Below are 25938 nucleotides of genomic sequence, written 5' to 3'. Positions count from 1 at the left end.
TTTGTAATCTGCTTTTATGTGCCTATTTTGTACTCGAAATTCGTAAGAATTTTTAAAAATCACCGCCTAACCTACCAACCTCTTTTATTTATAATGGAATGAAAATTGAGGTATTCCGTAAAAACTTTGCTATGAAAAAATATGTTTTTCTGTTCTTGGGCCTTTCCTTGCTCATATCTTCATGTAATAATGATGACAATCAAATTACCAATGGGGAAACGCCGGGGGTAACCCCAGGCTCTGATGTGGTTGTTCAACATTTTATGTGGCAGGCCATGAACCTTTGGTATTTCTGGCAAGGTGAAGTGGGTGTTCTGTCCGATACCCGATTTAGTTCTGATGAAGAGTACACCGAATTTTTGGAGCAAAACCCAAACCCTTCGGATTTTTACAATGATGTCCTCCTTTTTAATGAAGACCGCTTCAGTTTTTTGAATGATGACTATACCGAACTCGTCAATAATCTCTCTGGAGTGTCCCGAAGCAATGGATTGGAATTTAATTTAGTGCAGTTTGCGGAAGGTGATGGAATTTTTGGTTACGTAATTTACATTGTTCCAGATTCTGATGCTTCCACAAAGGATATCCAACGCGGGGATATTTTTACACGGGTAGATGGGCAGGAACTCAACCTCAGCAATTATATTGACCTCTTGTTCGGAAGCAACACGACCTATACACTTGGTATGGCCGATATTGTGGATAATGAAATTGTGGACAATGATACCGAAGTAACCCTAACGAAAATAGAGAATCAAGTTGAAGATCCTATTTTAGTAGCCGAAACCTTGGATGTAAATGGAACCAAAGTCGCCTATTTAATGTACAATCGGTTCTTGAGCAGTTTTAATGAAGAACTCAATGCTGCTTTTGGCGAATTTGTTGCCGATGGCGCCACCGAGCTCGTTTTGGACATGCGCTATAATCCTGGCGGTTCCGTAAATACATCCCGCCTCTTGGCCAGTATGGTATATGGCACCAATACGAGTGATTTGTACATTAGGCAGCGTTGGAACGCTAAAATTCAAGAGCAGCTCAGTGATGAACAATTGGAGGATTATTTTGCCAGCTCCACGGGTTCCACCGCCATTAATTCACTCAATCTTAGTAGAGTTTTTGTAATAGCCACCAACGATTCGGCTTCTGCCAGCGAATTGGTGATGAACGGATTAGCCCCCTATGTTGATGTCATCCACATTGGGGAAACTACTAGAGGGAAAAATGAATTTTCAATTACCCTGGTAGATGATCCTGGAAACGCTTTTGTATACAGCAGTGACCGAGAAAACAATATCAATTCAGATAACAGTTGGGGGTTACAACCTTTGGTAGGGCGCAACGAAAATGCAGATGGTTTTTTTGATTATACCAATGGTCTTGCGCCGAACATCACTCTTTTGGAGGATATTGCCAATCTTGGGGTGCTTGGTGATGTCAATGAGCCACTTTTGGCCCGAGCCCTACAAGAAATTACTGGCGTTACAAGCAAAGTCAGCTTTTCAGCGCAAATGCCTGCCAAGTCGTTTGCCAGCTCAAGATTCTTCACGCCGGCTAAAGACAATATGTATTTGGACAAGCCCTTACATATTGATTTTACCCAAAGCAATGATTAAATAATCGAATATGAAAAGCGGCCCAAAAATCAATGCTGTTTGTGGGCCGCTTTTCTTTCTAATGTTCAGCTTTTTGCAAGTTTAATTGGGTGTATTTTCCTTTCAATTCGTCTGGAATTTTAATTGTTTCAGGGTGAAAGAGTCCTGCCAAAACTTCAATCCCATCTACCAAGGTATTGGCAGAAGATTGGGTGAACATATCAAAATCCGCAACGAACACTTTGTTCTCTTTTACAGCTTTTAGTTTGCCCCAGCCCTCCTGTTTCGTCAAAAGATGTATCTCTTCCAAGGTGCGGTCAATAGTAAACCCGCATGGGGCTATTACCAATATTTCAGGGTCATACTTTACTATTTTGGACCATGGAGTGACCACACTGTCCCCGGAAGGATTGGAAAGCATGTCCACACCACCGGCATAGGCTATTTGATGCGGAATCCAATGGCCACAATTAAAAATAGGGTGTATCCATTCCATGAGCATGACACGCTTTGGCGTTGCCCTGACCGCTCGGAGTTGGTCCACAACATTATCCATCCTCTTATGCAACCCGTCCAGATACCTGTAAGCCACCTCTTCTTTATTCAGGGCCTTGGCAATGGTAATGGCCGATTCAAAAACATCTTCCAACGATTCTGGGCTAATGGAAATCAGTTTAGGCTGCTTTTTCAAATGCGCCACGGCGGCAGAGGTGCAAGCGGTATCAATCTGACAAACATCGCACATATCTTGTGTGAAAATGATGTCAGGAGCCATTTCTTCCAATAGTACCTCATCCACATAATACAACTGTTTGCCTTGGTTTTTACTGGCCGAGAACAACGAATCAATTTCCTGACTGGATAGATTCTTGCCTTCCAAGATACACCTCACCACGGGTTTCTTCTCCCGTAAGGCTCTTTCGGGACATTCAAAAGTGATTCCTTCCAAATGTCCGTCCAGACCCATATCGTAAAGCATCTGAGTCACGGCTGGTAAAAAAGAGCAAACTTTTAGCATGTATTTGGGTTTACAAGTTCAAATTTAATCCAAAGGCCACATTCCTACCCCTTGTGGTAAAGCCAATGACCTCGGTATATTCTTCGTTCAGCAAATTAAAGCCGTTGACAAAAACTTTCAACCGATTGGGAAGCAATTGATGTTCCACATAAAGATTCACTAAAGAGAATGGTTCCAAAGCCTCATCGGTAAAGGTCGTAAAATCTGTATCAATTCGTTCTCCAGTATAGGCATACCCCAAAGAAAGATGGGTGGTCTCGCATATTCTATAACCCAGCTCCAAATTCGCTTTATGTTTGGGGATACGAATGGCATTATCTCCTTTTCGTTCTGTAAAGGTATAATTGGCATTCACATCCAATGCACCGATCGGTTTCCAAGATAGTTCAACTTCCACTCCACTTGCATCTATTTCATCAGAAATATTGATGCTGGTAAAGTTTTGATCAAAACCTATTGCATTTTTCTCGTTTCTATTAAAATATAATGCACTCAGGCGCAATTTGTCATTTACCTTGTACTCCACACCCCCTTCAATGGTACGGTTCTCCTCGGGTTCCAACTCTGGATTGGAACCAAAATCACCGAACAACTGTATTAAATTAGGAGTAATGTATGATGTGGCATAGGACCCCAACAATTTCACATACCCATTGGCAGAGGGGAATACGTAGGATGGGTTAAGATTATACACAAAATGGCTACCATATTCAGAGTGATTGTTCCATCGTCCACCAACGTTCAAGTTCAGCCCAAAATCGGAAACGTATACAACGTTGGCATAAGGATCCACAATAGTAAAGTCCACCGCATTGGAAAAAGTGGCCTCATCCTTCAGGTAATTTACCCCCAAGATGGTATGCCATTTATCATTTATGACGTATTTGTTGTAAAAATCAAGTACCAAATTCTTTCCAACCGATACACTTTCCCCAAAAGTGCTTTCGGAGTCCGTTTCGTAATCGGTATAGGCCGCGTTCAAATGTAGCGACCCTTTATTACCATATCCTACCGATGAAGAAACCCCAGCCCGCTTTTGGTCCACTCTGGAACGGTTTGGCGCTTCCATGAGACTGGCATCAAATTCGTTGGAATATTGGGTCTGGTTTCCATAGATCGATACACGAAATTCTTCCGAAAATTGATATCCCAACTTCACATTGGTACTGAAATGGGAAAAATTATCTTCTTCGTTCTCCGGGGTAACTGCAGCAGAAAGTCCCTTGCTGCTCCGGTTGGAAAAATCCACTACATAATTGAACTTGTTCAAGCTACCGTTCAGAGAAACTGAATTGCTGATGTTGCCCAAGTTATAGTTTTGGTCTTCCGCTGTCTGATTGGTCCCCACAGTGGATTGAAAATTCCCGCTTATCTTTTCCTTGGAACTTTTCTTGGTGTTGATGTTGATTACGGCTGTGGCCGCATTGGTACCGTACAAAGTGCTCGCCGCCCCTTTAATAATCTCAATACTTTCAATTGATGCGGTGGAGAGCAAACGCAAATCATATTCTTGTGCAAAGGACGATGGGTCGGATACCCTTACTCCATCTATGACCACCAAAACCTGTCTGCCCCTTCCTCCTCTGGAAAAAACACCCAAGACATCACCGTCCCTTCCGCGGCTTCCAGTAATCTCAATTCCACTTTTGGTGTTGATGATCTGGGCCACGGTTTGTCCTTGTTTCCGTTCCAGTTCCTCAGCAGTGATCTTAATGACCGTTTTACCTGAGTTCTCTCGTTTCAGTTCAAATTTTGAATCGCTTACCACAACCTCTTCCAATTGTTGCAACTGCTGCGAATCCTGTTGTTGGGCACAAAGTCCCTTGCCCGCCAATAGAGCGGCGCATAACCATAAATGATTTTTCTTCATTTCGTTTAAATCAATAAACGGGAGCGTAGTATGTTTTTATACGCAAACTTTTATCCCGAAAGTTTAACATTGTTTGTTTGAATTTGGCAGGTCTCCTGACTTATTTTATGAAGTTTCACCTTCCCATCCTTCAGGCGGACAGTGGTATTGAAGAAAACAACATCCCTAATGGGTGCCAAACCAAGTTTGGCATAAACTTACAGTTGCGGGAACAGCTCCGGATTTACACCGGATTCCCTTTTAATCACATGAAAAAAACGTCATGCGAACCAAAATTCAGTGCGAAAGTAATCAATCTGTTTAATCTTTTTTTACAAAAGTTAAATAATATTACTTTTGATCCATGTCGAAAAAACAGTTCTACAAACTCTTTATTGGGATGGTCTGCGTGTCCATCCTTATAAGCTGTGGTGAAAAAAGGAAAACCCAATCCAAACCTATTTCCCAACAAGTATCCCAAATTGAATACGCCACTGGATTTACAATCCAAAAAAACCAACAATTTACCGAGATTAAGGTTACATCGGCCTGGCCTGGCTCTGAAAGGAACTTTACCTATGCTTTGGTGCCCAGGGAGAACTTGGCAGCCATTACATTGCCCAGTGATGCCTACGATGCTATTGTGGCCACCCCTGTAGAACGAATCGTAATTACCTCTACCACGCATATCCCATCTTTGGATGCTCTGGGTGTATTGGAGTCCGTGGTCGGTTTCCCCAATACCGATTTAATTTCATCTCTCCCCACCCGAGAAAGAATTGACCAAGGTCTTATTACAGAACTGGGCACCAATGAAAACATCAATACCGAGGTGGTTTTGGAGCTCAATCCAGAACTTATCATGGGGTTTGGCATCAACGACACCAATAAAGCCTATGATGTCATCAAAAGGGCTGGGATTCCCGTGGTCTATAATGGCGATTGGGTGGAAAAGACCCCACTGGGAAAAGCAGAATGGATTAAGTTTTTTGCTCCATTCTTCCAAAAAGAAAAAGAGGCAGACCGTATTTTTGAGGAAATTGAAACCGCTTATACCGAAGCAAAAGCATTAGCGCAACGAGCAATAGAAAAACCTACCGTCCTCACGGGTGGACTCTACAAGGATGTGTGGTACATTTCGGGTGGGAAAAGCTGGATGGCCCAGTTTTTAGCCGATGCCAATGCTGAGTATATTTGGTCCGATACCGAAGAAACTGGAGGAATTGGTCTGAGTTTGGAAGCGGTTCTGGAAAAGGCCCAAAAAGCCGATTATTGGTTGAATCCTTCCTTACACACCAGCTATGCTGAATTGGAAAAAGCCAATGCGCACTACCTTCAATTTTCAGCATTTTCCAATAAAAAAGTCTATTCCAATGCCATAAAAAAAGGAGCAACGGGAGGATTGGTATTTTATGAATTGGCCCCCCAACGCCCCGACTTGGTGCTGAAAGACCTCATTTCCATTTTACACCCCGGACTGTTGGAGGATTATGAACCCCATTTTTATAGGCCCTTACAGTAAATGCAGAAAGCAAGATCATATCGTCTTTCGTTTGTGCTGATTTCATTGGCTTTACTGCTTGCATGGATATTGAACATCAGCTCAGGTTCAGTTGCCATTCCGTTTAAATCCACCTTTTCCATTTTATTGGGCAAACCCGTGGAAATCGGTTCTTGGCAATACATTATCTGGGAATATCGCATTCCCAAAGCCTTTACCGCCATTTTGGTGGGTGGTGGATTATCTTTGAGCGGGTTGCTCATGCAGACCCTGTTCCGAAACCCATTGGCAGGACCCTTTGTTTTGGGGATTAGCTCTGGGGCCAGTTTAGGTGCTGCACTTTTGCTGATGGGGGCTTCACTGCTTACTGGATTGAGCTCCTTCGCTTTTTTAAGTGATATTTCTTTGGCCATTGCGGCCAGCGTAGGGAGTTTTTTGGTACTGCTTGTGGTGATGTTGGTAGCACAACGCATCAAGGATACCATGGCTTTGCTGATTATTGGATTGATGTTCGGAAGCATCACCTCAGCCTTGGTCAGTGTTTTGGCCTATTTTTCAAGTGCAGAAAACCTCCAGCGCTTTATTTTTTGGTCCTTTGGCAGTGTGGGTGATCTCTCTTCCGGACAAGTTTTGCTTTTAGCTGGAATCGTTTTCTTGGGGATTTTCCTTTGCATTTTATCCATCAAGGCGCTAAATGCCTTTTTATTGGGTGAAAATTACGCATTGAGTCTAGGGGTTTCACTGAAAAAATCAAGATTGCTCATTATTATTGCCACCGGCCTTTTGGCAGGGGGTGTAACCGCTTTTGCCGGCCCCATAGCTTTTGTAGGCTTGGCCGTACCCCATCTCACCCGTCAGATTTTTGATACCATGGAGCATCGTATCCTCATTCCAGCTGTATTTTTATATGGTGCTATTTTGATGTTGTTGTGCGATACACTTGCACAATTACCGAACTCGACCAATGTGCTTCCCATAAATGCAATCACTTCGCTGGTGGGCGCTCCGGTCGTCATCTGGCTCTTGGTTCGAAAACGAAAAATGATGTTCTAATGGCAGAACAGAAAAATTCCATAATCGCAGTAAAAGAATTGACCGTTGGATACGGTTCCAAAGTGGTTGCTAAAAACATCAATTTCACCTTGGAGCCAGGCGTGCTTTGCGGCATTGTGGGTGTCAATGGCATCGGAAAATCCACCTTATTGCGGACCTTAGCCAACTTTCAACCTAAATTAAGCGGTGGTATTGAAATCCAAAACAAGCCACTGGAAAGCCATTCGCCTTCAGAATTGGCGCAAAAACTGGGTGTGGTGCTCACAGAGCAACCTGCCTCTAAAAACCTGACCGTTCAAGAATTGATTGCCTTGGGGCGACAACCGTATACCAATTGGATTGGAACACTGACTTCAGCAGACAAAGAGCATATCCAAAAAAGTATAGATGCCTTTTTGCTGGAGGAACTTCGCCAAAATAAATGTCATGAGTTAAGTGATGGCCAATTACAGCGGGTGTTGATTGCCCGTGCCATGGCTCAAGACACGCCTCTGATATTGTTGGATGAACCAACCACCCATTTGGATCTCTTCCATAAGGTTCAAATTTTGAAATTGCTCCAACAACTGGCGCATCAAAACCAAAAGACCATCGTTTTTACCACCCATGAGATTGACCTCGCCATTCAGCTGTGTGATAAAATCCTGATCTTGGATGGTGATACCAATCCCTCTGGTGACCCTTGCCAACTGATTGAACAAAAGCATTTTGAGCGACTGTTTCCTTCGGAAATGGTGCAATTTGATGCCAAGACCGGTTCGTTTAAAGTGAATAAGTAAGTTTATTTTCCCATCCTCGCATCAGTTGGAATCCGTTATCTTTATCCTGTAGAAATCGTTATGAGTGCAGAATTGATTTACCTTATCGTTGGAGTTTTAGCCCTTGCCATAGGATTGTTTCTGGGTATCTACATCCAAAAATTAAAGACCAAATCCAACGAAACTGTCTGGAAAGAATTGGAAACCAAGGCCAAGGAGCAGGAACTTGTCTTGAAGAATGATATGAAAGAACTTCAAGAAAAGAAATCCAATCTTGAAGTAGCATTGGCAAGAGAGGAAGCCAAATCCGGTAATTTGGAAATAAAACTTTCTGAGCAAAAGGAGGAGCTGGAAAAATTACAGGAAAAATTCACCAAAGAGTTTGAAAACCTGGCGAACAAGATCTTGGACGAAAAGAGCGAGAAATTTACCAAGAGTAATAAGGAGAACATAGAAAATATTTTAACTCCGCTCAACAAAAAAATAAAAGAGTTTGAACAAAAGGTAGAGGAATCCCAAAAGGAGAACTTTGGATTGCACTCGTCTTTAAAACAGCAACTGCTCGACTTGCGCAGTCAAAACCTCAAAATCACCCAAGAAGCGGAAAACCTGACCAAAGCCCTCAAAGGTGATAGCAAAATGCAGGGAAATTGGGGCGAGGTGATACTGACAAGGATTTTAGAGAAATCCGGATTGACAAAAGACCGGGAATACACCCTTCAGGACAGTTTTAAAGATGAGGAAGGCAAGAGACATCAAACCGATGTGCTGATCCATTTGCCCGATGGCAAAAAAATGATTGTGGACAGTAAAGTTTCCATTGTCCATTTTGAACGTTATGTTTCCGAGGAGGATGAAAAGCAAAAAGAGCTTTATTTAAAACAGCATATAGATTCCATCAAAAGGCATGTGGAGGAACTTAGCAAAAAAAACTATCAGCTTTTGATAGAAGAAAGCCCAGATACGGTTTTTATGTTCATCCCAACTGAACCCGCTTTTGCAATAGCTTCGGCTTTTGAGCCCAATTTATATGAGGATGCATTTGTAAAGGACATTATTATAGTTACGCCTTCCACACTTTTGGCGGCGTTAAAACTGGTAGACAACCTTTGGAAGAATGACAAACAAAAAAGGTTTGCCATTGAAATTGCCACTGAAGCAGGTAAACTTTACGATTCATTCACCAATTTAACAGATGATCTCTTGAAAGTTGGCAATCAAATCGGGACAGTCCAAAATACCTATCAAAGTGCCATGAAAAAATTGACAGGTCGTGGAAATTTGATCAAAAAAGTAGAGAATTTGAAAGCGCTAGGGGCAAAAGCAAGCAAGAGTATTGATGATAAACTATTGAAGCGTGCCCTAGATGATGATTCTGATGACAATCCAAAACTTGAACTATAACCTGTGAAAAAGATTCTATTCATCACCATTTCAGCTATTGTCCTTGGGATAGTAGGCTATTTTGCCTTTATCTACTATGTGCCCTATAGCGAGGGGTACCGTTCCGGGGAACTCATCAAATTCAGCCGAAAAGGGGTTTTGGTAAAGACTTGGGAAGGCCAAATCAGTCAAGGGCTATCCGGAACCAATGTGTTTTCGTTTTCCGTAGAGGATAAGGAAGCGGACATCATTGAAAAAATGAAGGAATATCAAGGAAATTACATCAAAGTGACGTACAAGGAGCGGTATACCACCTTTTTCTGGCTGGGCGATACCAAATACTTTATCACCGAGGTACAAATGGAGAAGTCACCACTATTTAGAAATTAATTGACACACCCCTTAATCCCCTCTTTTTAGAGGGGAAACCGGCTTCCCTCCTAATAAGGAGGGACAGAGGGAGGTGTAAACCCATCCGCTTCAAAGCGCAAAATATAATCCTCAATGGCCCGAAGGACATTTTCCATATCATTTAAAACCTGATGGTCAGAAAACCGAAGCACATGAATACCCAATTCATTTAACCTTTTTGTCTTCTTTACATCCTTCTGCCAAACCTCCATAATTTCATGAGAATATCCATCTACTTCTATCGCTAGCCTGAGCTTGTTGCAAAAAAAGTCCACAATATATTCGTCAATAGGCTTTTGCCTGTGAAAATCATACCCAAAAAATTGATCTCTTTTTAGCTTTTGCCACAAAAACACTTCTGATTTAGTGGCATTCCTCCTCAATTGTCTTGCGAGTTCTTTTAGCTTTGGATTATATTTGATAATCATTTTTCACGTCCATTGTTCCTTTTTTGTATAGGTTTTTACAAAAACTTCAACAAATTATGAAAAAATTTAAATCGTCCAGAGAAAGCAGAGTTGCCATTACCGAGCTGATGCTTCCCTCCCATTCCAATTTTGGAGGGAAAGTCCACGGTGGACACATCCTCAATCTTATGGACCAAATTGCCTTTGCCTGTGCGTCCAAGCACTCGCAGAGTTACTGTGTAACCGCTTCAGTGAACCGCGTGGATTTTTTAAATCCCATTGATGTCGGGGAATTGGTCACCCTGAAGGCCTCCATTAATTACACTGGTAAAACCTCAATGGTGGTTGGGGTTCGGGTGGAATCTGAAAATGTGACCACGGGAGAAGTCAAGCATTGTAATTCTTCCTATTTTACCATGGTATCCAAAGGGAAGGATGGCAAAAACAAAAGGGTTCCTGGGTTGATTCTGAAAACCAAACAGGATATCCGCCGATTTGCCCGCAGTAAGGAACGGAAACAATCTGCTTTTCATCGGGATAGCAAATACGAATCTACCAACTTTAAGGTCAACGAATTTTTGGAGTTCTTAGAGGGCGAAAACGTTAAGATGGATTTGGATTAATTAAGTTCAGCCGCCGCAGGTTCATCCAAAAACCAAACCAGATTTCCGTATTTTGGGTCGACCAGGGTAGCCGGATAGGCTTGTGACCCTTCGGTTTTTTCCACTACGGCTTTTACTTTTTGGGCTTTTGAGGCTCCGGTGACCAAAAAAGCGACTTCCTTCGCCGCATTGATGACCTTTCCATTGATGGACACCCGTGTCTGACCCGATTCTGGGTGCGTGGCCACCACACAATGATCCTCAACATTCCACAGATTAATTTCATGTGGAAAAATAGAGGCGGTATGCCCATCATCACCCATCCCCAAAATGACCAAGTCAAACTGTGGCGTGCCTTCTACACTTTCCAAATTTATCTCCAACAGATTGGCATAACAAATAGCTTCCGTTTTCGGTTCTTCTTCTCCCCGAATCCTATGGATATTGGCCTTCGGTACGTCAATTTTGGAAAACAAGTGCTCCACGGTCATTTTATAATTGCTTTCGTCATCGGTTGGTGGAACACAACGCTCATCACCCCAATAAAAATGGACTTTGTTCCAATCCACTTTATCGGAAAAGTTCTTGGCCAACACATCAAACACAATTTTGGGAGTGCTTCCACCGGAAAGAGCCACATGAAATGTACCTTCGGTTTTTGTTTTCTCTACAAAATAGGCCGAAAACTGTTCCGCCACCTCTTGTTTGTCCCTATATATCTTTAAATCCATCTAACTTTAATTTTATTCGTTCTCGACTGCGCTCGAACTGACATAAATCATCCTAACTCCTAACTCCTAACTCCTAACTCCTAACTCCTAACAAATTACACAATATCCAGGATCATCCGCCAAGTTTTCACCGGGGTTACGCCACATGCCCCTATCATCTATTAAATCATCGGCATTTTCAGGCCCCCACACTCCAGCTGCGTAGCCGTACATACGTACATCCTTTCCGCTTTTCCAGTAGTTTAGAATAGGATCCACAAATTCCCAAGCGGCCTCTACCTCATCAGCACGGGCATACAGGGTGGCATCGCCTTGCATGGCATCCAATAAAAGTCGCTCATACGCTTCCATGACATAAGTTTCGGCCAAACTGGAATAGTAAAAGTCCATATTAGCACGTTCCACTTTAAAACCCTGACCGGGCACTTTTACACCAAATTTAATTAGGATACCTTCATCTGGCTGAATTCTAATGACCAGTTTATTATCGCGGTGCATCCCAGATTCCTGAAAAATTTGATGGTGGGGCTCTTTAAAATGTATTACAATCTCCGTCACCTTGGTGGGCATGCGCTTTGCTGTGCGCACATAAAACGGAATTCCATGCCAGCGCCAATTGTCCACATAAAACTTAATGGCCGCGTACGTTTCCGTAGTGGAATTGGGATCAACCCCCTCCTCTTCACGATAGCCTTTGACTTTCTCACCTTTAATTTCTGAGGCCACATACTGCGCTCGAATAGTATTGTCATACAAGGTTTGCTCATCCTTCATCACCCGAAGGGATTTTAAGGCTTTCACTTTTTCATTCCGAATTTCCTCAGCGTCATCCCCAATGGGCGGCTCCATCACCACCAAAGAAACGAGCTGCAACAAATGGTTCTGGAACATATCGCGCAACGCTCCCGATTTATCATAATACCCCCCTCGTTTTTCTACCCCAACACTCTCAGCGTTGGTTATTTCCACATGGTGTATGTAATTCCGATTCCAAAGTGGTTCAAAGATGCTGTTGGCAAAACGTGTCACCAACAAGTTCTGCACGGTTTCCTTGCCCAAATAGTGGTCAATCCTATAAATTTGGTGTTCCTCAAAAAAACGGTGCAAACCTTTATTCAAGTTTTTGGCCGTCTCCAAACTATACCCGAAGGGCTTTTCCACAATCAAACGCTTCCAACCATGGTTTTGGGTGTTCATTTCTGCATCGGCAAGGTTCTTTGCCACCGTTTCGTATAATGTGGGAGGGGTGGAAAGGTAATAGATGATGTTTCCAGAAGTGTCATGTTTATCCTTGAGTTCTTCCACCCGCTTGCGCAAATCGCCATAGTCTGTATCGTAATCTTTGCCCAAATCCTCATAATAGAGTTTATTGGCAAATGCCTTGGTTTTGGCATCCCCAGCATCTTTTATTTTATCTTTCAGATATGGGCTTTTGTGCACCACCCGATCCCTAAAATCATCATCACTCAAATCGCTCCGGCTGGCCCCAAGAACAACAAAGTTCTTCGGAAGATGTCCTGCCAAATGGAGGTTAAAGAGTCCCGGAATCAATTTTCGGGCGGTTAAATCGCCTGATGCCCCAAAAATTACAAGCATCTGGTTGTCGGTCTTTTTCATAGCTACTTGATTTTGCTACATGAATCATTGAAATGACACTTCCTTTTTGGATGAGGCCATTATTATTTGAGCGTAACGAATATAAGGTTTATTTTAGGTTCAGATTTCAACAAATAGCTTACTTATTGTTGTCTTAACGTAAGGGGTTAAAAATAAAGAACATGACAAAAAAGTATGATTTTGGGCTGGTTGGCCTTGGCGTAATGGGACGCAATTTTATTCTGAATGTGGCCGATAATGGCTTCACCGCATTCGGAAATGATTTGGATGATGAAAAAGTAAACGCCCTGATTTCTGAAGGTGGCGATACAGACAAAGTGAATGCCACTACGGATGTGAAGACTTTTGTGGATGCATTGGCCACGCCTCGAAAAATTATGCTGCTGGTCCCTGCCGGAAAGGTGGTGGATATTGTTATTGATGGGCTTCTGCCCCATCTCGACAAAGGCGATATCATCATTGATGGTGGAAACTCCTTTTTTACGGATACAGACCGACGCGAAGCGTATCTGAAGGAAAAAGGTATCAACTTTTTTGGTGCTGGGGTTTCTGGAGGTGCCAAAGGTGCTCGATTGGGACCGAGCATTATGCCAGGAGGCTCTCGAGAGGCCTATCAACATGTAAAACCCATTTTTGAAGCAGTGTCCGCTAAATACAAAGGCGAACCTTGCGTGGCCTATTTAGGGCCTAAATCAGCCGGGAATTATGTAAAAATGGTGCATAACGGCATTGAATATGGGTTGATGCAGCTCACTTCAGAAATCTATGACCTCTTGAAAAAAGCAGGTGGACTCACCAATGAAGAACTCCACGAAACCTATTCCACTTGGAATGAGGGTAGACTACAGTCCTTTTTGGTGGAAATCACCTCAGAAATTTTTGAGCAAAAGGATGATTTGGGTGATGGTCATTTGGTGGATAAAATATTGGACAAGGCCAAGCAGAAAGGGACCGGAAAGTGGACCTCCCAAAACGCGATGGACCTTGGCATTCCCGTTCCTACCATTGATATTGCCGTAAGCATGCGCGAGATTTCCGCCCTGAAAGACGAGCGCATTAAAGCAGATGAATTGTATGACCGACCCACCCCAAAAGCGGTAGATAAGGCTGATTTTACCAAGAAAGCTGAACAAGCCCTGTATTTTGCGTTTATCATCACCTATGCGCAGGGCATGCACCAATTGGCCGATGCCTCCAAAGAGTACGGCTACGAACTGGAATTGGGCGAAATTGCCAAAATATGGCGTGCGGGGTGCATTATCCGTGCGGCATTGTTAGCAGACATTACCGAAGCCTACCGAGCGAATGAAAATTTGGAGAACCTCTTGCTGTCGCCCTCTTTTGTGGAAAAAGTGCAGGAAACCGTGGCCGCAGCCCGTGAATTGGTCGCCTATGGCGCCACCAATGGCATTCCGCTACCCGGACTCTCCAATGCCCTCACCTATTTTGATGCATATACCAGCAGTCGTTTGCCGTTGAACCTGATTCAGGCGCAGCGCGACTATTTTGGTTCGCATACCTACGAGCGTGTGGACCAAGAAGGGATTTTCCATACGGAGTGGGAGGAATAACAGTAACTGGATTGGATGATTTGCCATAAGACACAATTATTATAATAAATCTAAAAGCATGATTTACGCCATCATCGGGACAGGGTTATTGTTTGTAGCCATTGGATTTATGGTAACAGAGAAAAATGCAAAATATCTTCTTTCTGGCTACAATACCATGAAGGAGGAGGATAGAAAAAAGTTTGACCTCAAATCCTTCCTTCCAAATTTCAGGAAGTTTCACCTATTTCTTGGCATATCGCTGATGGTTATTGGACTTATCATTTATTATATAAATGAAAATATAGCTGGCATCTTTTTAGGTGTTTACCCAATTTTGGCGTACATCTATTTTATTTCAACCAACTTAAAATATGCAAAAGGGCTGGGCTCCCAATGGAACAAAATAGGGATTTACATCCTTGCCGGAACCCTAATTTTTGTGATTGGCATTTTGGGGTTTGGATTTAGAGAGAACAAAATTAAATTTAATGAACAAAACGTAGAGTTTTTGGGAAGTTATTCGGAAACACTCAAAGAGTCGGAAATTGAAAGTATAGGTCTGACAGATGACCTCCCTAAAATTACAAGGCGAACAAATGGTTTTAGTTTAGGTTCAATACATAAAGGATATTATAAGACTGAAGATGGTGAAAAAATCAAACTCATTCTGAATTCTGACAAGAAACCTTACATTCTTTTCACAAAAAAAGATGGGCATAAAATCTTTTATTCAGCCAAAGAAAAGTCGAATGAAGTTTTGTTCAATGAGATAAAAAGCACGTTGCGAAACACTACGTATGAGCAGTAGACAGCTTATTCAGTCCTATTATTTTATGCATATACGCAGACACACTGTTACTGATATGACGTAAAGCAACTTTTTAACTTACGTACTTACGAGTGTGTAGACCAAGAAGAGATTTTCCACACGGAGTGGGAGGAATAAACTAGATAACTAACTAAACTCAATATCATGAAAAAACTACTCAACCTAATGCTCTTGGTCGCTATTATCCCTTTGGGATATGGCCAAGTACAGTCCAACTTGGAACTCTTGGACATCTTTAACATGGAATACGTTTCTGACCCACAAATTTCACCGGATGGTTCTAAAATCATCTATGTCCGAAATTTTAAAGATGTGATGACAGACCGGAACCTATCCAATCTTTGGATTGTAAATTTTGATGGTTCCAATAATCGCCCATTGACCACCGGAAACCAGAATGATTTTTACCCCAGATGGTCAAATGACGGGTCCAAAATCATCTTTAAATCGAATAGGGCTGATGATAAAATGAAACTTTACTTGATGTGGTTGGACACCAAGGAAACCATGGCTTTGACCAACACGCCGCAAACTCCCGGGCAGGTTTCATGGTCGCATGACGATAAGCATTTAGCTTTTACCCTATTTGTTCCCAAGGAAAACCCATCTATCGTGAAGCTTCCGGCCAAACCTGAAGGCGCCAAATGGAACGACCCGCCCAAATACATTGACCAAATGAATTATCGTGGCGATGGGCAAGGCTATTTGAAAGGTGGAAACACGCAATTGTTCACCTTGCCCATCAGCGGAGGTACGGCAAAACAACTCACTTTTACCGATTTTGATCACGGAGGCCCCATTTGGTCCAAAGACAATTTCCATTTGTATTTCAGTGCTAACTTCCACAAGGATGAGGAATTTGAACCCGCCAACAGCGAAATTTATAGCATTAGTGTGACTGATGGGAAAATTACACCCTTAACCGACCGTTTTGGCCCAGATGGCAATCCAGTTTTGTCCCCTGACGGTTCAAAAATTGCCTATTTGGGATTTGATGACCGTTTTCAAGGCTATCAGTTGACCCAATTGTATGTCATGAATACCGACGGTAGTGGTTCCCAATTGATTTCTGGAGATTTTGACCGGGATGTAGAGGATATGGCCTGGAACAGCAAGGGCAATGGGTTATATTTCAGCTACACCGACCAGGGTATGGGCAAATTGGCTTCAATGAGTTTATCGGGTTCAGTTGAAGACATCACCGACGAACTGGGCGGTCTTAGCCTAGGGCGACCTTACAACGGGGCCAGTTTTTCAGCATCGACCAATGGCAAATTTGCATTCACCTACGGAACCACAAAACACCCCGCGGATTTGGCCGTGGTGGATATCAAAAAGAACAAAAAACGGCTCACCGCATTGAATGACGACCTTTTTGCCTTCAAAAAATTGGGCAATGTTGAAGAGATTTGGTGGGAATCGTCCTATGACCAACGTAAAATTCAGGGTTGGGTGGTTACGCCCCCAGATTTCGACTCTTCCAAAAAATATCCATTGATCTTAGAAATCCATGGAGGACCTTTCCAAAGTTATGGTTCGGTGTATTCCGCAGAAATTCAGGCGTATGCCGCGGAAGGTTATGTGGTGCTCTACACAAATCCCAGAGGAAGCACGAGCTACGGAGAGGAGTTTGGGAACCTTATCCACCATGATTACCCCAACCACGATTACGAAGATCTTATGTCTGGTGTGGATGCGGTATTGGCCAAAGGTTATGTGGATGAAAACAACCTTTTTGTAACCGGAGGTAGCGGTGGCGGAGTGCTCACCGCATGGATTGTGGGCAAAACAGACCGATTTAAGGCTGCCGTTGTTGCCAAGCCCGTCATCAACTGGACCAGTTTTGTGCTGTATGCGGATGCCCTACCCTTTTTCTCAAAATATTGGTTTGGTAAAAAACCATGGGAAGACCCAGAAAACTATATGCGCCGCTCTCCTCTGACTTATGTGGGCAATGTAACCACGCCCACCATGTTGTTGACCGGTGAAGAGGATTACCGTACTCCCATCGCAGAATCTGAGCAGTTCTACGCTGCCCTTAAATTGCAAAATGTGGAAACCGCTATGGTTCGTATTCCAGGTGCTTCGCACGGGATTGCGAACCGACCCAGCAACTTGATTGCCAAAATTGCCAGTGTTTTGGCTTGGTTTGAAAAATATAAAGGGATGAATTAAAATTCAGGAAATCACCGTTTTTCAGAATGCTAATTATCAGTATATTAGGCTTTTTTTAAACACTAACCTTAAAAATTACGCATTATGAAAAAATTTGTTTTTCTACTGACGTTTCTTGTTTTAGCCTGCAATCAAACTCCCAAGGAAGTCGAGGTTGAGGAAGAGGAAACTGTTGTTGACACCATTGATATTGCCGCAGAAGTGGAGGCGATTAATCAACTTCGGGCAGCGTTTCAACAGGCCATTAAAGAGAAACGATACGCTGACCTGGCCCAATATGCCACGGCAGATATGAAAGGGGTAACACCCGGTAGTGAGGATTGGCTGGAATACAGAAGACAGCGTGAAGCGCGTTTGGGAAAGTTCAGCTATGACAGCATCATCATGACTCCTCAGGAAACCGTCATAGCCAGTGATTCCATTGCATATGACTATGGAACCAGCAAAGTGTACTATACCAATGACAAGGGTGAGTCGGTAGAACTACAGGACACCTTTTTAGTGATTCTAAAGAAAGACAAAGAAGATAACCAATGGAAAATGCACCGTGAAGTGGCTTCCGCAATCGTTGAATAACCATCTTAAAAATACCGAAAAGTCCATACTTCCCTTCCGGTATGGGCTTTTTTTATTCCAATAGTTATTGTATTCTTTCTAATTTTGGAATAGCATGTCAACACAGCTCTTTTCCCATATCAATACGTATGTTTCCATCAATAATGAAGATTTTGAAGGAATCAGTAGTTTTTTTGAATTCCAAAATGTGTCCAAAAAAAAGACTTTGATGGAGGCTGGAACATCTTGCGCCTACAATTATTTTGTGCTCCAAGGTTGCCTCCATATGTATTATACCAATGAAAAGGGAATGGAGCGAACCGTTCAATTTGCCATTGACAATTGGTGGATGACTGATTGTTTGGCTTATTTGAAGCGAACCAGAACCGATTTTAATATACAAGCGTCCGAAGACACAAAGTTACTCTCCATCAGTTTTGAAAAGCAAGAACAACTGCTCAAAGCATTTCCGCAGCTCGAACGTTATTTTAGGATTATGTACCAAATTGGGTACGGGGCTTCCATCATGAAAATGAAATATCTTTTTGATTTTTCCAAAGAAGAAATCTATCTGCACTTTACCGAACATTATCCCGATTTTGCCCAACGTGTCCCCCAATATTTGATTGCTTCATTTTTAGGTCTCACCCCAGAGTATGTGAGCGAGATACGTGCAAAAAAGCGTTCTTAAACCTGTTTAAGTTTTTTGGATAACGTTTGGAATACCTTCGTTCTACATTCAAAAAACAATTAAAAAATGGAAAAAAGAATTCAAATTGATGTCTTAGAACCTCAAGCTTTCAATGCCATGTTTGGACTGGAAAAATATATGCAAGAAGGCCAATTGAGCAAGACGCATTACGAACTTATCAAAATCCGGGCCAGCCAAATCAATGGCTGCGCATTTTGTATAAATATGCACACCAAGGAGGCCATAAAACTGGGCGAGAATCCACAGCGTTTGTTTTTATTGGACGCCTGGTGGGACACCGAACTCTATTCTGAAGAGGAGCAAATTGTACTTAAGATCACGGAAGAAGTTACACTGATTCATGAAAATGGCTTAACATCCGAGACTTATCAAAAAGCCATGAAATTGTTCGGTGAGAACTATCTGGCTCAAATCATCATGGCCGTGGTGACCATAAATGCTTGGAACCGGATTGCCATTAGTACCCACAAGCCCTTTGATAGATAAGGTTTACAATTGTAACGCATGATAAAAAGGTCCCACAAAATGGGGCCTTTCAGTATTATTCCCTGTTTGATTTTCAAATTGTTTACTTTTAATCAAACCTGTACCATGAAAATAACGTCTTATCTTTTATTCATCCTATGTGTTACTGTCTCCTTATGTTCCTGCCTAAATGTAAAAAAAGAAAGCTCCGAAGAAACCAATAGCATCCATGATATCGTTAAAGTACGTGTTAAGGATGAGTACAGCATCAGTGTCCCCAAGGTTATGCAAAAAACCACCGCTTTAAATAGTGACGCTTCCCTGCAATACCAAAACATTCATAAAGAAATATATACTATAGTAATTGATGAATCTAAACAAGAGTTTTTGGATACATTGGAAGAGTTGGGGTATAAGGAAAAATACCATATTGGACTTTATCGGGATATACAATTAAAAAGGCTTGCAAGTAGAATGAACATTACGCATCAATCTGATTTTAAACCGATGATGATTTCAGGATTGAAGGCGGAATCAGTTGAATTGGATGGCAAAGTAGACAACATTGAAGATGAACTCTCCTATTTCCTGACCTTTGCAGAAGGAAATGACAAGATTTATATGATTATGTCATGGACCTTGAAGCGTAGAAAGCAAGAACACAAAAATACACTCTTAAAAATAGTCAAGTCCTTTGAACTTATTGATTAAACCTTAATCAACTTAGGGTAAAATTAAGGTTGTGAAAAACAATATCATTCCCATGCAGTTCATCCGATTTTCTGCACCTTCCATCTTGATATCGGTTGGTGATAATGAATGGATTATTACCTTTATATGTTTAAAACCTAAATTCTACTTAACCCCATGAGAAAAAGCCTATCTTTTGTAATCCCTATGTTTATTTTAGTCTTCTTCTCCTTACTGTCATGCAGTGGAGAGGATGGCACCAATGGTCTTGATGGTAGAGACGGTATCAATGGTAATGATGGCAATGACGGTGCCGACGGATTAAACAGCTTAATAACCACGGTAATAGAACAGCCAGGGGCAAACTGTTCTAATGGTGGCTACAGAATTGATGTTGGATTGGACACCAACGACAATGGTGAACTTGATGCCGGGGAAGTGGAAAGCTCCGAATATCTATGCAATGCCGACCCAACTGGTTTCACTTACCAAACCTATGTCTCATTATTGAACCAAACGGACACGGAAAATCCGGTGGCCACTGTGGTGGAAAATTCATTAGGCCTCTCAATTTCGTGGGCCAGGGAATCCCAAGGTATATATTTAGGAACTTTGGACAGATCCATAGACATTGGGAAAACCGTAATCTTTTACAGTACGCCTAGCAGTCATACCGGTGTTCGTGGAGAACTGGTGGGTGATAACCAAGTACGATTGGAACTTCAAAATGGAATCAATGCCTTTGCGGATAATTTCAGTAATTTATCATTTGAATTAAGGGAGTACGAATAATTCAGCTGTATACTCCAAGAAACAAGTGTTAAGTCTTTATTTCGACATATCAATTTTTAAATAGATCATGAAAAAAATTACCCCACTCATTGTACTGATGTTCATTATCTGTACATCATCTTACGGACAGAATTCTTTTCCCGCTTCAGGAAATGTAGGAATTGGGACTCTCTCCCCTGCCTTCAACCTTGACGTTGTAGGTTCAATAAATGCCTCACAACTATTCGTTACGGACCTGGTAGTAGATGGGGCTCCAGTGCAGAGTTCACCTTGGACCGTCTCAGGGAATGATGCCTTTTACTCAGGAGGAAACATTGGAATAGGAACAGGTAGTCCTGCCTACACTTTGGATGTGGACGGCACCTTGAATGCCACCAATATTTTGTTGAACGGAGAGGCTCTGTCCACTCCTTTGTGGAGCCTGAATGGTGGTAATGCCTATTTTAACTCTGGTAATGTTGGTGTTGGCACAGATACTCCAGGATATTTATTGGATGTTGATGGGTCCTTTAACGCAACAAGTATATTCCTTAACGGGACCGCTTTACAGAATTCTCCTTGGGAAACTTCAGGAAACGATATCTATTACAATACAGGAAATATTGGTGTTGGAACGGACACTCCAGGTTATACGCTGGATGTAGACGGTAGTTTGAATGCTACAAATATTTTTTTGAACGGTTCTTCCATCGCAGGAGACCTTTCTCCTTGGACTACTTCTGGAAATGATATTTCGTATTCCACTGGAAATGTGAGTATCGGTACAACAACTGTTCCAGCGGGTTACATGGTAGCTGTTGATGGTACCATGATTGCTGAAGGTGTAACGGTTTTATTGAGCGAAGATTGGCCAGATTTTGTTTTTGCAAAAAGCTATGACCTTCTTAGCTTACAGGAAATTGAGGCCTACATAATACAGAATGGGCATCTTCCTAATGTACCCAGTGCTGAAGAAATTAAGAAAGATGGGGTTGACCTTGGGCTAATGGACGCGAAATTGCTCCAAAAGATTGAAGAGTTGACCTTGCATACCATTCAACAGCAAAAAGAAATCGACAGCCTTAAGAACATCAATAAAACTCTGAGCGAACAGAACAAACTCATCAATACCCTTTCTGACCGATTGGATAAAATTGAAAAAACGTCAAATAAATAGAATAAAAAAGGGCCGTTAATTAGCGGCCCTTTTTTATCGACATTTTTCTTTATTTGCTCAAATACATCTTTCTTCTGGAATACAAGTTGTAAAACTCATCGTCCTTAAGACTATCAATGAACAGAATACTTTCTCCAGTACTCTTCATCTCTGGTCCTAGATTTTTGTTCACATTCGGAAACTTATTGAACGAGAACACCGGTTGTTTTATGGCGTAGCCATCCAAATGTGGGTTGAATTTGAAGTCCTTGATTTTCTTTTCGCCCAACATCACTTTAGTGGCAAAATTCACATATGGTTCTCCGTAAGCCTTGGCAATAAAAGGAACCGTTCTAGACGCTCTGGGATTAGCCTCAATGATGTAGACCGTATCATCTTTTATTGCAAACTGAATGTTGATTAGTCCCACCGTGTTTAAGGCTAGAGCGATTTTTTTGGTATGGTCTTTTATCTGTTGCATCACAAACTCACCCAAATTAAAAGGTGGCAAGGTTGCGTTGGAGTCCCCAGAGTGAATACCGCAAGGCTCAATGTGCTCCATAATTCCAATAATGTAAACATCTTCCCCATCACAAATAGCATCCGCTTCCGCTTCAATAGCACCATCCAAATAATGATCTAAAAGTAATTTGTTGTTGGGTATACTTCGAAGCAACGACACTACATGGGCTTCCAAATCTTCTTTATTGATTACAATTTTCATTCCCTGGCCTCCCAAAACGTAAGAAGGTCTTACCAAAAGTGGAAATCCTAGTTCTTCGGCCAAATCCAGGGCTTCATCAGCAGTTTCTGCAACTCCAAATCTGGGATAAGGGATGTCGTTATCTTTTAACAAGGTGGAGAAACTACCCCTATCTTCAGCCAAATCCAAGGATTTAAAGCTTGTACCGATGATGTTGATACCATACTTATCCAGCTTTTCAGCCAGTTTCAATGCGGTTTGACCTCCCAATTGCACAATTACGCCCTCGGGTTTTTCATGAAGAATAATATCGTAGATATGTTCCCAGAAAACGGGCTCAAAATAAAGTTTGTCCGCCGTATCAAAATCTGTTGAAACGGTTTCGGGGTTACAATTGATCATTATAGTCTCATAACCGCATTCCGAAGCAGCCAATACCCCGTGTACACAGCAGTAATCAAACTCAATCCCCTGTCCTATGCGGTTAGGCCCTGAGCCCAGCACCACAATTTTCTTCTTATCGGTCACCACACTGTCGTTGGCCACATAGCGTTCACCACTGGGAGTTTCAATCTCCTCTTCAAACGTGGAATAATAATATGGGGTTACCGCTTTAAACTCAGCGGCACAGGTATCTACCAGTTTGTAGACCCTATTGATTTTCAATTCCATACGCTTGCTATGCACCTCACTCTCCCAACAATCCAACATATGTGCAATTTGCCTATCGGCGAAACCTTTTTGCTTCGCTTCCAACATCAAGGCTTTTGGCAAACTTTCAATGGTGTATTTTGAAATTTCCATTTCCAAAAAATGTAATTCTTCATATTGTTTTAAGAACCACATATCTATTTTGGTAATCTCATGGATGCGTTTCAACGGAATCCCCAATTGAATGGCATCATAAATTACAAAGACTCTATCCCAACTGGGCACCTTTAATTTATGGATGATTTTTTCATAATCCTTATACCCTTTTCCATCAGCACCTAAACCATTTCGTTTTATTTCAAGGGATTGTGTGGCTTTGTGCAAGGCTTCTTGGAACGAGCGACCAATGCCCATCACCTCACCAACAGATTTCATTTGAAGGCCAAGAGTTCGGTCAGACCCTTCAAACTTATCAAAGTTCCATCTTGGAATTTTTACGATGACATAGTCCAACGTGGGCTCAAACAATGCTGAAGTAGACTTGGTAATTTGGTTATCCAACTCATCCAAGGTATAGCCAATGGCCAATTTGGCTGCGATTTTAGCAATGGGATACCCCGTTGCTTTTGAAGCCAAGGCTGAAGATCGTGACACCCTCGGATTGATTTCTATGGCGATAATCTCTTCTTTTTCATCTGGGCTTACCGCAAACTGCACATTACATCCTCCGGCAAAATCCCCGATGCTGCGCATCATGTGGATGGCCATATCTCGCATGCGCTGAAACGTCCTGTCCGAAAGGGTCATTGCAGGTGCCACAGTGATGGAATCCCCTGTATGGATTCCCATCGGGTCCATATTTTCAATAGTACAGATAATGACCACGTTGTCGTTCTTATCGCGAAGCAACTCTAATTCGTACTCCTTCCAGCCCATCATGGCCTTATCAATCATTACCTCATGGATGGGCGAAACTTCCAGGCCATGACTTAATACATCATCAAATTTTTCCGGCTCGTATACAATCCCTGCCCCGGCACCTCCAAGCGTAAAGGAAGCCCGTATCACCAAAGGGAAGCCAAATTCCTGGGCTATTTCCTTTCCCTTTAAAAACGAAGTAGCAGTAGCTTGTGGTGCCATTCCTACTCCTATTTTGGTCATGAGTTCCCTAAACTTCTCCCTGTCTTCTGTAATATTGATCGCATCAATGTCCACACCAATGATTTCCACTCCAAAATCTTCCCAAATTCCTTTTTCATCCGCCTCAATACACAGATTCAACGCAGTTTGCCCGCCCATGGTAGGCAGCACTGCATCTACATTGGGGTGCTTTTTCAATACCTCAACAATGGATTTGGTGGTAAGCGGTTTTAAGTAGATATGGTCCGCCATTACGGGGTCAGTCATTATTGTGGCAGGGTTACTGTTGATCAAAATGGTCTCTATCCCATCCTCTTTTAAGGACCGTAGGGCTTGGGAACCAGAATAATCGAACTCACATGCCTGACCAATAATGATGGGGCCAGAACCAATAATCAAAATGGATTTTAAATCTTTTCTTTTAGGCATTTTCTATAGGGTGTTACTCGTTTTCTTTTGTTGATATGTCAAAAAAAAGGTGTTACTGGAAAAGTAACACCTTTAGATATAAAACTAAAATACAGTCATTATTTTTTATGTCTTGGCTCAGAGGAAACTGTTAATCTTTTTCTTCCTTTGGCTCTTCTTCTCGCAAGAACTTTTCTACCATTGGCAGTCGCCATGCGCTCCCTAAAACCATGCTTGTTTCTTCTCTTCCTTTTTGACGGCTGATACGTTCTTTTCATTTCGGAACTCTTTTAATGGATTTTGTTTGTGGGAAGGTAATTTCTTCCCGAAAAATTCTGGGCGCAAATATACAAAGACTTTTTATTTTGGCAAGCCAACCCCAAAAATATTTAAATTAGTTTTTAGTACTTTTGCCAGCGCTAAACAAAAGGTAAAAATCAACTCGCAACTATGTTCAATAAAAACATCAAACTTGTTATCGCCGCATTGATTATTGGGTATGCCGTTTACCAGTTTATTGAAGGGTATATTGGCAACGGAATAGCCTTGATCCTGTTTTCATTGATCTTCATTTTCCTTTATTTTAGAAACGAAATGATTTTGTTGGCCTTTCTTCGGATGCGAAAACAGGATATGGAAGGCACTCAAAAATGGTTGGACAAGATAAAAGACCCATCCGCTGCCTTGATAAAAAAACAACAAGGCTACTATAATTACCTGCACGGTATCATCTACTCCCAAAAGAACCTCACCCAAGCGGAAAAATACTTTAAGCAGGCCCTAAAATTCGGCCTAACCATGGATTATGATGTGGCCATGACCAAATTGAGCTTGGCGGGCATTGCCATGCAAAAGCGCAGAAAACGCGAAGCCACCCAATTGCTGCAAGAGGCCAAAAAGCTGGACAAAAACAACATGCTTACCGAACAGATCAAGATGATGCAGCAGCAGATGAAGAAAATCTAAGGGGTAAAAAATCCCAAATTACAAAACCCCTACCTACGGCAGACAGACAAATACCAAGTTTGCCCATTGGTCAATCAAGTTTGTGTGTTCATCAATCCTATCTGGAATTTTTTCGTGAAAAATCCTAACTTCACGTACCTGTGCTGAACTTGTTTCAGTATCGGTCGATATAAATCACTTTGTACTGAGCGTAGCCGAAGTATTAAAATAAATCATATTTTACAACGTTACCAGCAATTAAA

The 25938-nt window shown here is 42.0% G+C and carries 24 protein-coding genes and 1 riboswitch; of the genes, 17 read left to right on the top strand and 7 right to left on the bottom strand.

Translation table 11 applies throughout. The features are described from left to right. The first annotated feature begins 131 nt into the window (after positions 1-131). A complete protein-coding gene (locus ACFOWS_RS07155) occupies positions 132-1613 on the top strand; it encodes a S41 family peptidase (RefSeq protein ID WP_379763248.1) in 1482 nt (493 codons plus the stop codon). Positions 1614-1671: 58 nt separating this feature from the next. On the opposite strand, the gene ACFOWS_RS07150 is transcribed toward ACFOWS_RS07155, so the two are convergent. Beyond that, complete coding sequence (locus ACFOWS_RS07150; protein ID WP_379763246.1) at positions 1672-2610, bottom strand: ABC transporter substrate-binding protein; 939 nt, start codon at positions 2608-2610, stop codon at positions 1672-1674. A gap of 10 nt (positions 2611-2620) precedes the next feature. Then, the gene (locus tag ACFOWS_RS07145) at positions 2621-4480 is read right to left on the bottom strand and encodes a TonB-dependent receptor plug domain-containing protein (RefSeq protein WP_379763245.1); all 1860 of its coding nucleotides are present in this window, start codon (positions 4478-4480) and stop codon (positions 2621-2623) included. Between the two features lie 68 nt (positions 4481-4548). Next, a riboswitch (cobalamin riboswitch) is annotated at positions 4549-4769 on the bottom strand. A 54-nt stretch (positions 4770-4823) separates the two neighbouring features. Here ACFOWS_RS07145 and ACFOWS_RS07140 point away from each other — a divergent pair. The 5 genes from ACFOWS_RS07140 to ACFOWS_RS07120 are packed head-to-tail and all read left to right on the top strand — an operon-like array spanning position 4824 to position 9544. After that, positions 4824-5981, top strand: coding sequence for an ABC transporter substrate-binding protein (locus tag ACFOWS_RS07140; protein ID WP_379763244.1), 1158 nt, complete (start codon positions 4824-4826; stop codon positions 5979-5981). Further along, the gene (locus ACFOWS_RS07135; RefSeq protein WP_379763243.1) at positions 5982-7013 is read left to right on the top strand and encodes a FecCD family ABC transporter permease; all 1032 of its coding nucleotides are present in this window, start codon (positions 5982-5984) and stop codon (positions 7011-7013) included. Next, entirely contained in the window at positions 7013-7792 is a 780-nt protein-coding gene (locus ACFOWS_RS07130) for an ABC transporter ATP-binding protein (RefSeq protein WP_379763242.1), read from the top strand. The genes ACFOWS_RS07135 and ACFOWS_RS07130 overlap by 1 nt, the downstream gene beginning before the upstream one ends. 60 nt (positions 7793-7852) lie before the next feature. Further along, a complete protein-coding gene (gene rmuC / locus ACFOWS_RS07125) occupies positions 7853-9175 on the top strand; it encodes a DNA recombination protein RmuC (RefSeq protein ID WP_379763241.1) in 1323 nt (440 codons plus the stop codon). A gap of 3 nt (positions 9176-9178) precedes the next feature. Next, positions 9179-9544 carry a 6-phosphogluconate dehydrogenase gene (locus tag ACFOWS_RS07120; RefSeq protein WP_379763240.1) on the top strand — a complete coding sequence of 122 codons (366 nt, stop codon included), beginning with the start codon at positions 9179-9181 and terminating at the stop codon, positions 9542-9544. A gap of 50 nt (positions 9545-9594) precedes the next feature. Here ACFOWS_RS07120 and ACFOWS_RS07115 read toward each other — a convergent pair whose 3' ends face one another. After that, positions 9595-9993, bottom strand: a complete 399-nt coding sequence (locus tag ACFOWS_RS07115) for an endonuclease domain-containing protein (RefSeq protein WP_379763239.1) — start codon at positions 9991-9993, stop codon at positions 9595-9597. Positions 9994-10049: 56 nt separating this feature from the next. Between ACFOWS_RS07115 and ACFOWS_RS07110 the strand changes: the two genes are divergently transcribed. Next, a complete protein-coding gene (locus ACFOWS_RS07110; protein WP_366589864.1) occupies positions 10050-10595 on the top strand; it encodes an acyl-CoA thioesterase in 546 nt (181 codons plus the stop codon). Here ACFOWS_RS07110 and pgl read toward each other — a convergent pair. After that, the gene (gene pgl / locus ACFOWS_RS07105) at positions 10592-11305 is read right to left on the bottom strand and encodes a 6-phosphogluconolactonase (protein WP_379763238.1); all 714 of its coding nucleotides are present in this window, start codon (positions 11303-11305) and stop codon (positions 10592-10594) included. The two genes, ACFOWS_RS07110 and pgl, sit on opposite strands and share 4 nt — an antisense overlap. Positions 11306-11392: 87 nt before the next feature. Then, positions 11393-12922 (bottom strand): glucose-6-phosphate dehydrogenase, encoded by a 1530-nt coding sequence (gene zwf, locus ACFOWS_RS07100; protein ID WP_366589869.1) that lies wholly within the window; start codon positions 12920-12922, stop codon positions 11393-11395. Between the two features lie 161 nt (positions 12923-13083). Here zwf and gndA point away from each other — a divergent pair, with 161 nt between their 5' ends. The 9 genes from gndA (at position 13084) to ACFOWS_RS07055 (ending at position 21849) form a co-directional block, all read left to right on the top strand. Next, entirely contained in the window at positions 13084-14493 is a 1410-nt protein-coding gene (gene gndA / locus ACFOWS_RS07095; protein WP_379763237.1) for an NADP-dependent phosphogluconate dehydrogenase, read from the top strand. A gap of 58 nt (positions 14494-14551) precedes the next feature. Continuing rightward, positions 14552-15283: a DUF3784 domain-containing protein gene (locus ACFOWS_RS07090; RefSeq protein WP_379763236.1), complete on the top strand. Its 732-nt coding sequence runs from the start codon at positions 14552-14554 to the stop codon at positions 15281-15283. A 165-nt stretch (positions 15284-15448) separates the two neighbouring features. After that, the gene (locus tag ACFOWS_RS07085; protein WP_379763235.1) at positions 15449-17479 is read left to right on the top strand and encodes a S9 family peptidase; all 2031 of its coding nucleotides are present in this window, start codon (positions 15449-15451) and stop codon (positions 17477-17479) included. 84 nt (positions 17480-17563) lie between these two features. Beyond that, complete coding sequence (locus ACFOWS_RS07080) at positions 17564-18055, top strand: DUF4440 domain-containing protein (RefSeq protein ID WP_379763234.1); 492 nt, start codon at positions 17564-17566, stop codon at positions 18053-18055. A gap of 94 nt (positions 18056-18149) precedes the next feature. Then, positions 18150-18725 carry a Crp/Fnr family transcriptional regulator gene (locus ACFOWS_RS07075; RefSeq protein ID WP_379763233.1) on the top strand — a complete coding sequence of 192 codons (576 nt, stop codon included), beginning with the start codon at positions 18150-18152 and terminating at the stop codon, positions 18723-18725. Between the two features lie 66 nt (positions 18726-18791). Next, positions 18792-19232 (top strand): carboxymuconolactone decarboxylase family protein, encoded by a 441-nt coding sequence (locus ACFOWS_RS07070; protein ID WP_379763232.1) that lies wholly within the window; start codon positions 18792-18794, stop codon positions 19230-19232. A gap of 105 nt (positions 19233-19337) precedes the next feature. Next, the gene (locus tag ACFOWS_RS07065) at positions 19338-19922 is read left to right on the top strand and encodes a hypothetical protein (protein ID WP_379763231.1); all 585 of its coding nucleotides are present in this window, start codon (positions 19338-19340) and stop codon (positions 19920-19922) included. Between the two features lie 156 nt (positions 19923-20078). Continuing rightward, complete coding sequence (locus tag ACFOWS_RS07060) at positions 20079-20693, top strand: DUF7151 family protein (RefSeq protein WP_379763230.1); 615 nt, start codon at positions 20079-20081, stop codon at positions 20691-20693. Between the two features lie 67 nt (positions 20694-20760). Continuing rightward, the gene (locus ACFOWS_RS07055) at positions 20761-21849 is read left to right on the top strand and encodes a hypothetical protein (protein WP_379763229.1); all 1089 of its coding nucleotides are present in this window, start codon (positions 20761-20763) and stop codon (positions 21847-21849) included. A gap of 49 nt (positions 21850-21898) precedes the next feature. Here ACFOWS_RS07055 and carB read toward each other — a convergent pair whose 3' ends face one another. Continuing rightward, positions 21899-24751: a carbamoyl-phosphate synthase large subunit gene (carB, locus tag ACFOWS_RS07050; protein WP_379763228.1), complete on the bottom strand. Its 2853-nt coding sequence runs from the start codon at positions 24749-24751 to the stop codon at positions 21899-21901. A 98-nt stretch (positions 24752-24849) separates the two neighbouring features. After that, positions 24850-25008, bottom strand: a complete 159-nt coding sequence (gene rpmH, locus ACFOWS_RS07045) for a 50S ribosomal protein L34 (RefSeq protein ID WP_072882462.1) — start codon at positions 25006-25008, stop codon at positions 24850-24852. 172 nt (positions 25009-25180) lie between these two features. Between rpmH and ACFOWS_RS07040 the strand changes: the two genes are divergently transcribed. Beyond that, the gene (locus ACFOWS_RS07040) at positions 25181-25696 is read left to right on the top strand and encodes a DUF2892 domain-containing protein (RefSeq protein WP_379763227.1); all 516 of its coding nucleotides are present in this window, start codon (positions 25181-25183) and stop codon (positions 25694-25696) included. Positions 25697-25938 lie beyond the last annotated feature (242 nt).

This window comes from Flagellimonas marina (assembly GCF_042651185.1).
Lineage (GTDB): Bacteria > Bacteroidota > Bacteroidia > Flavobacteriales > Flavobacteriaceae > Flagellimonas > Flagellimonas marina.
This window is presented reverse-complemented; position numbering and strand designations above follow the sequence as displayed.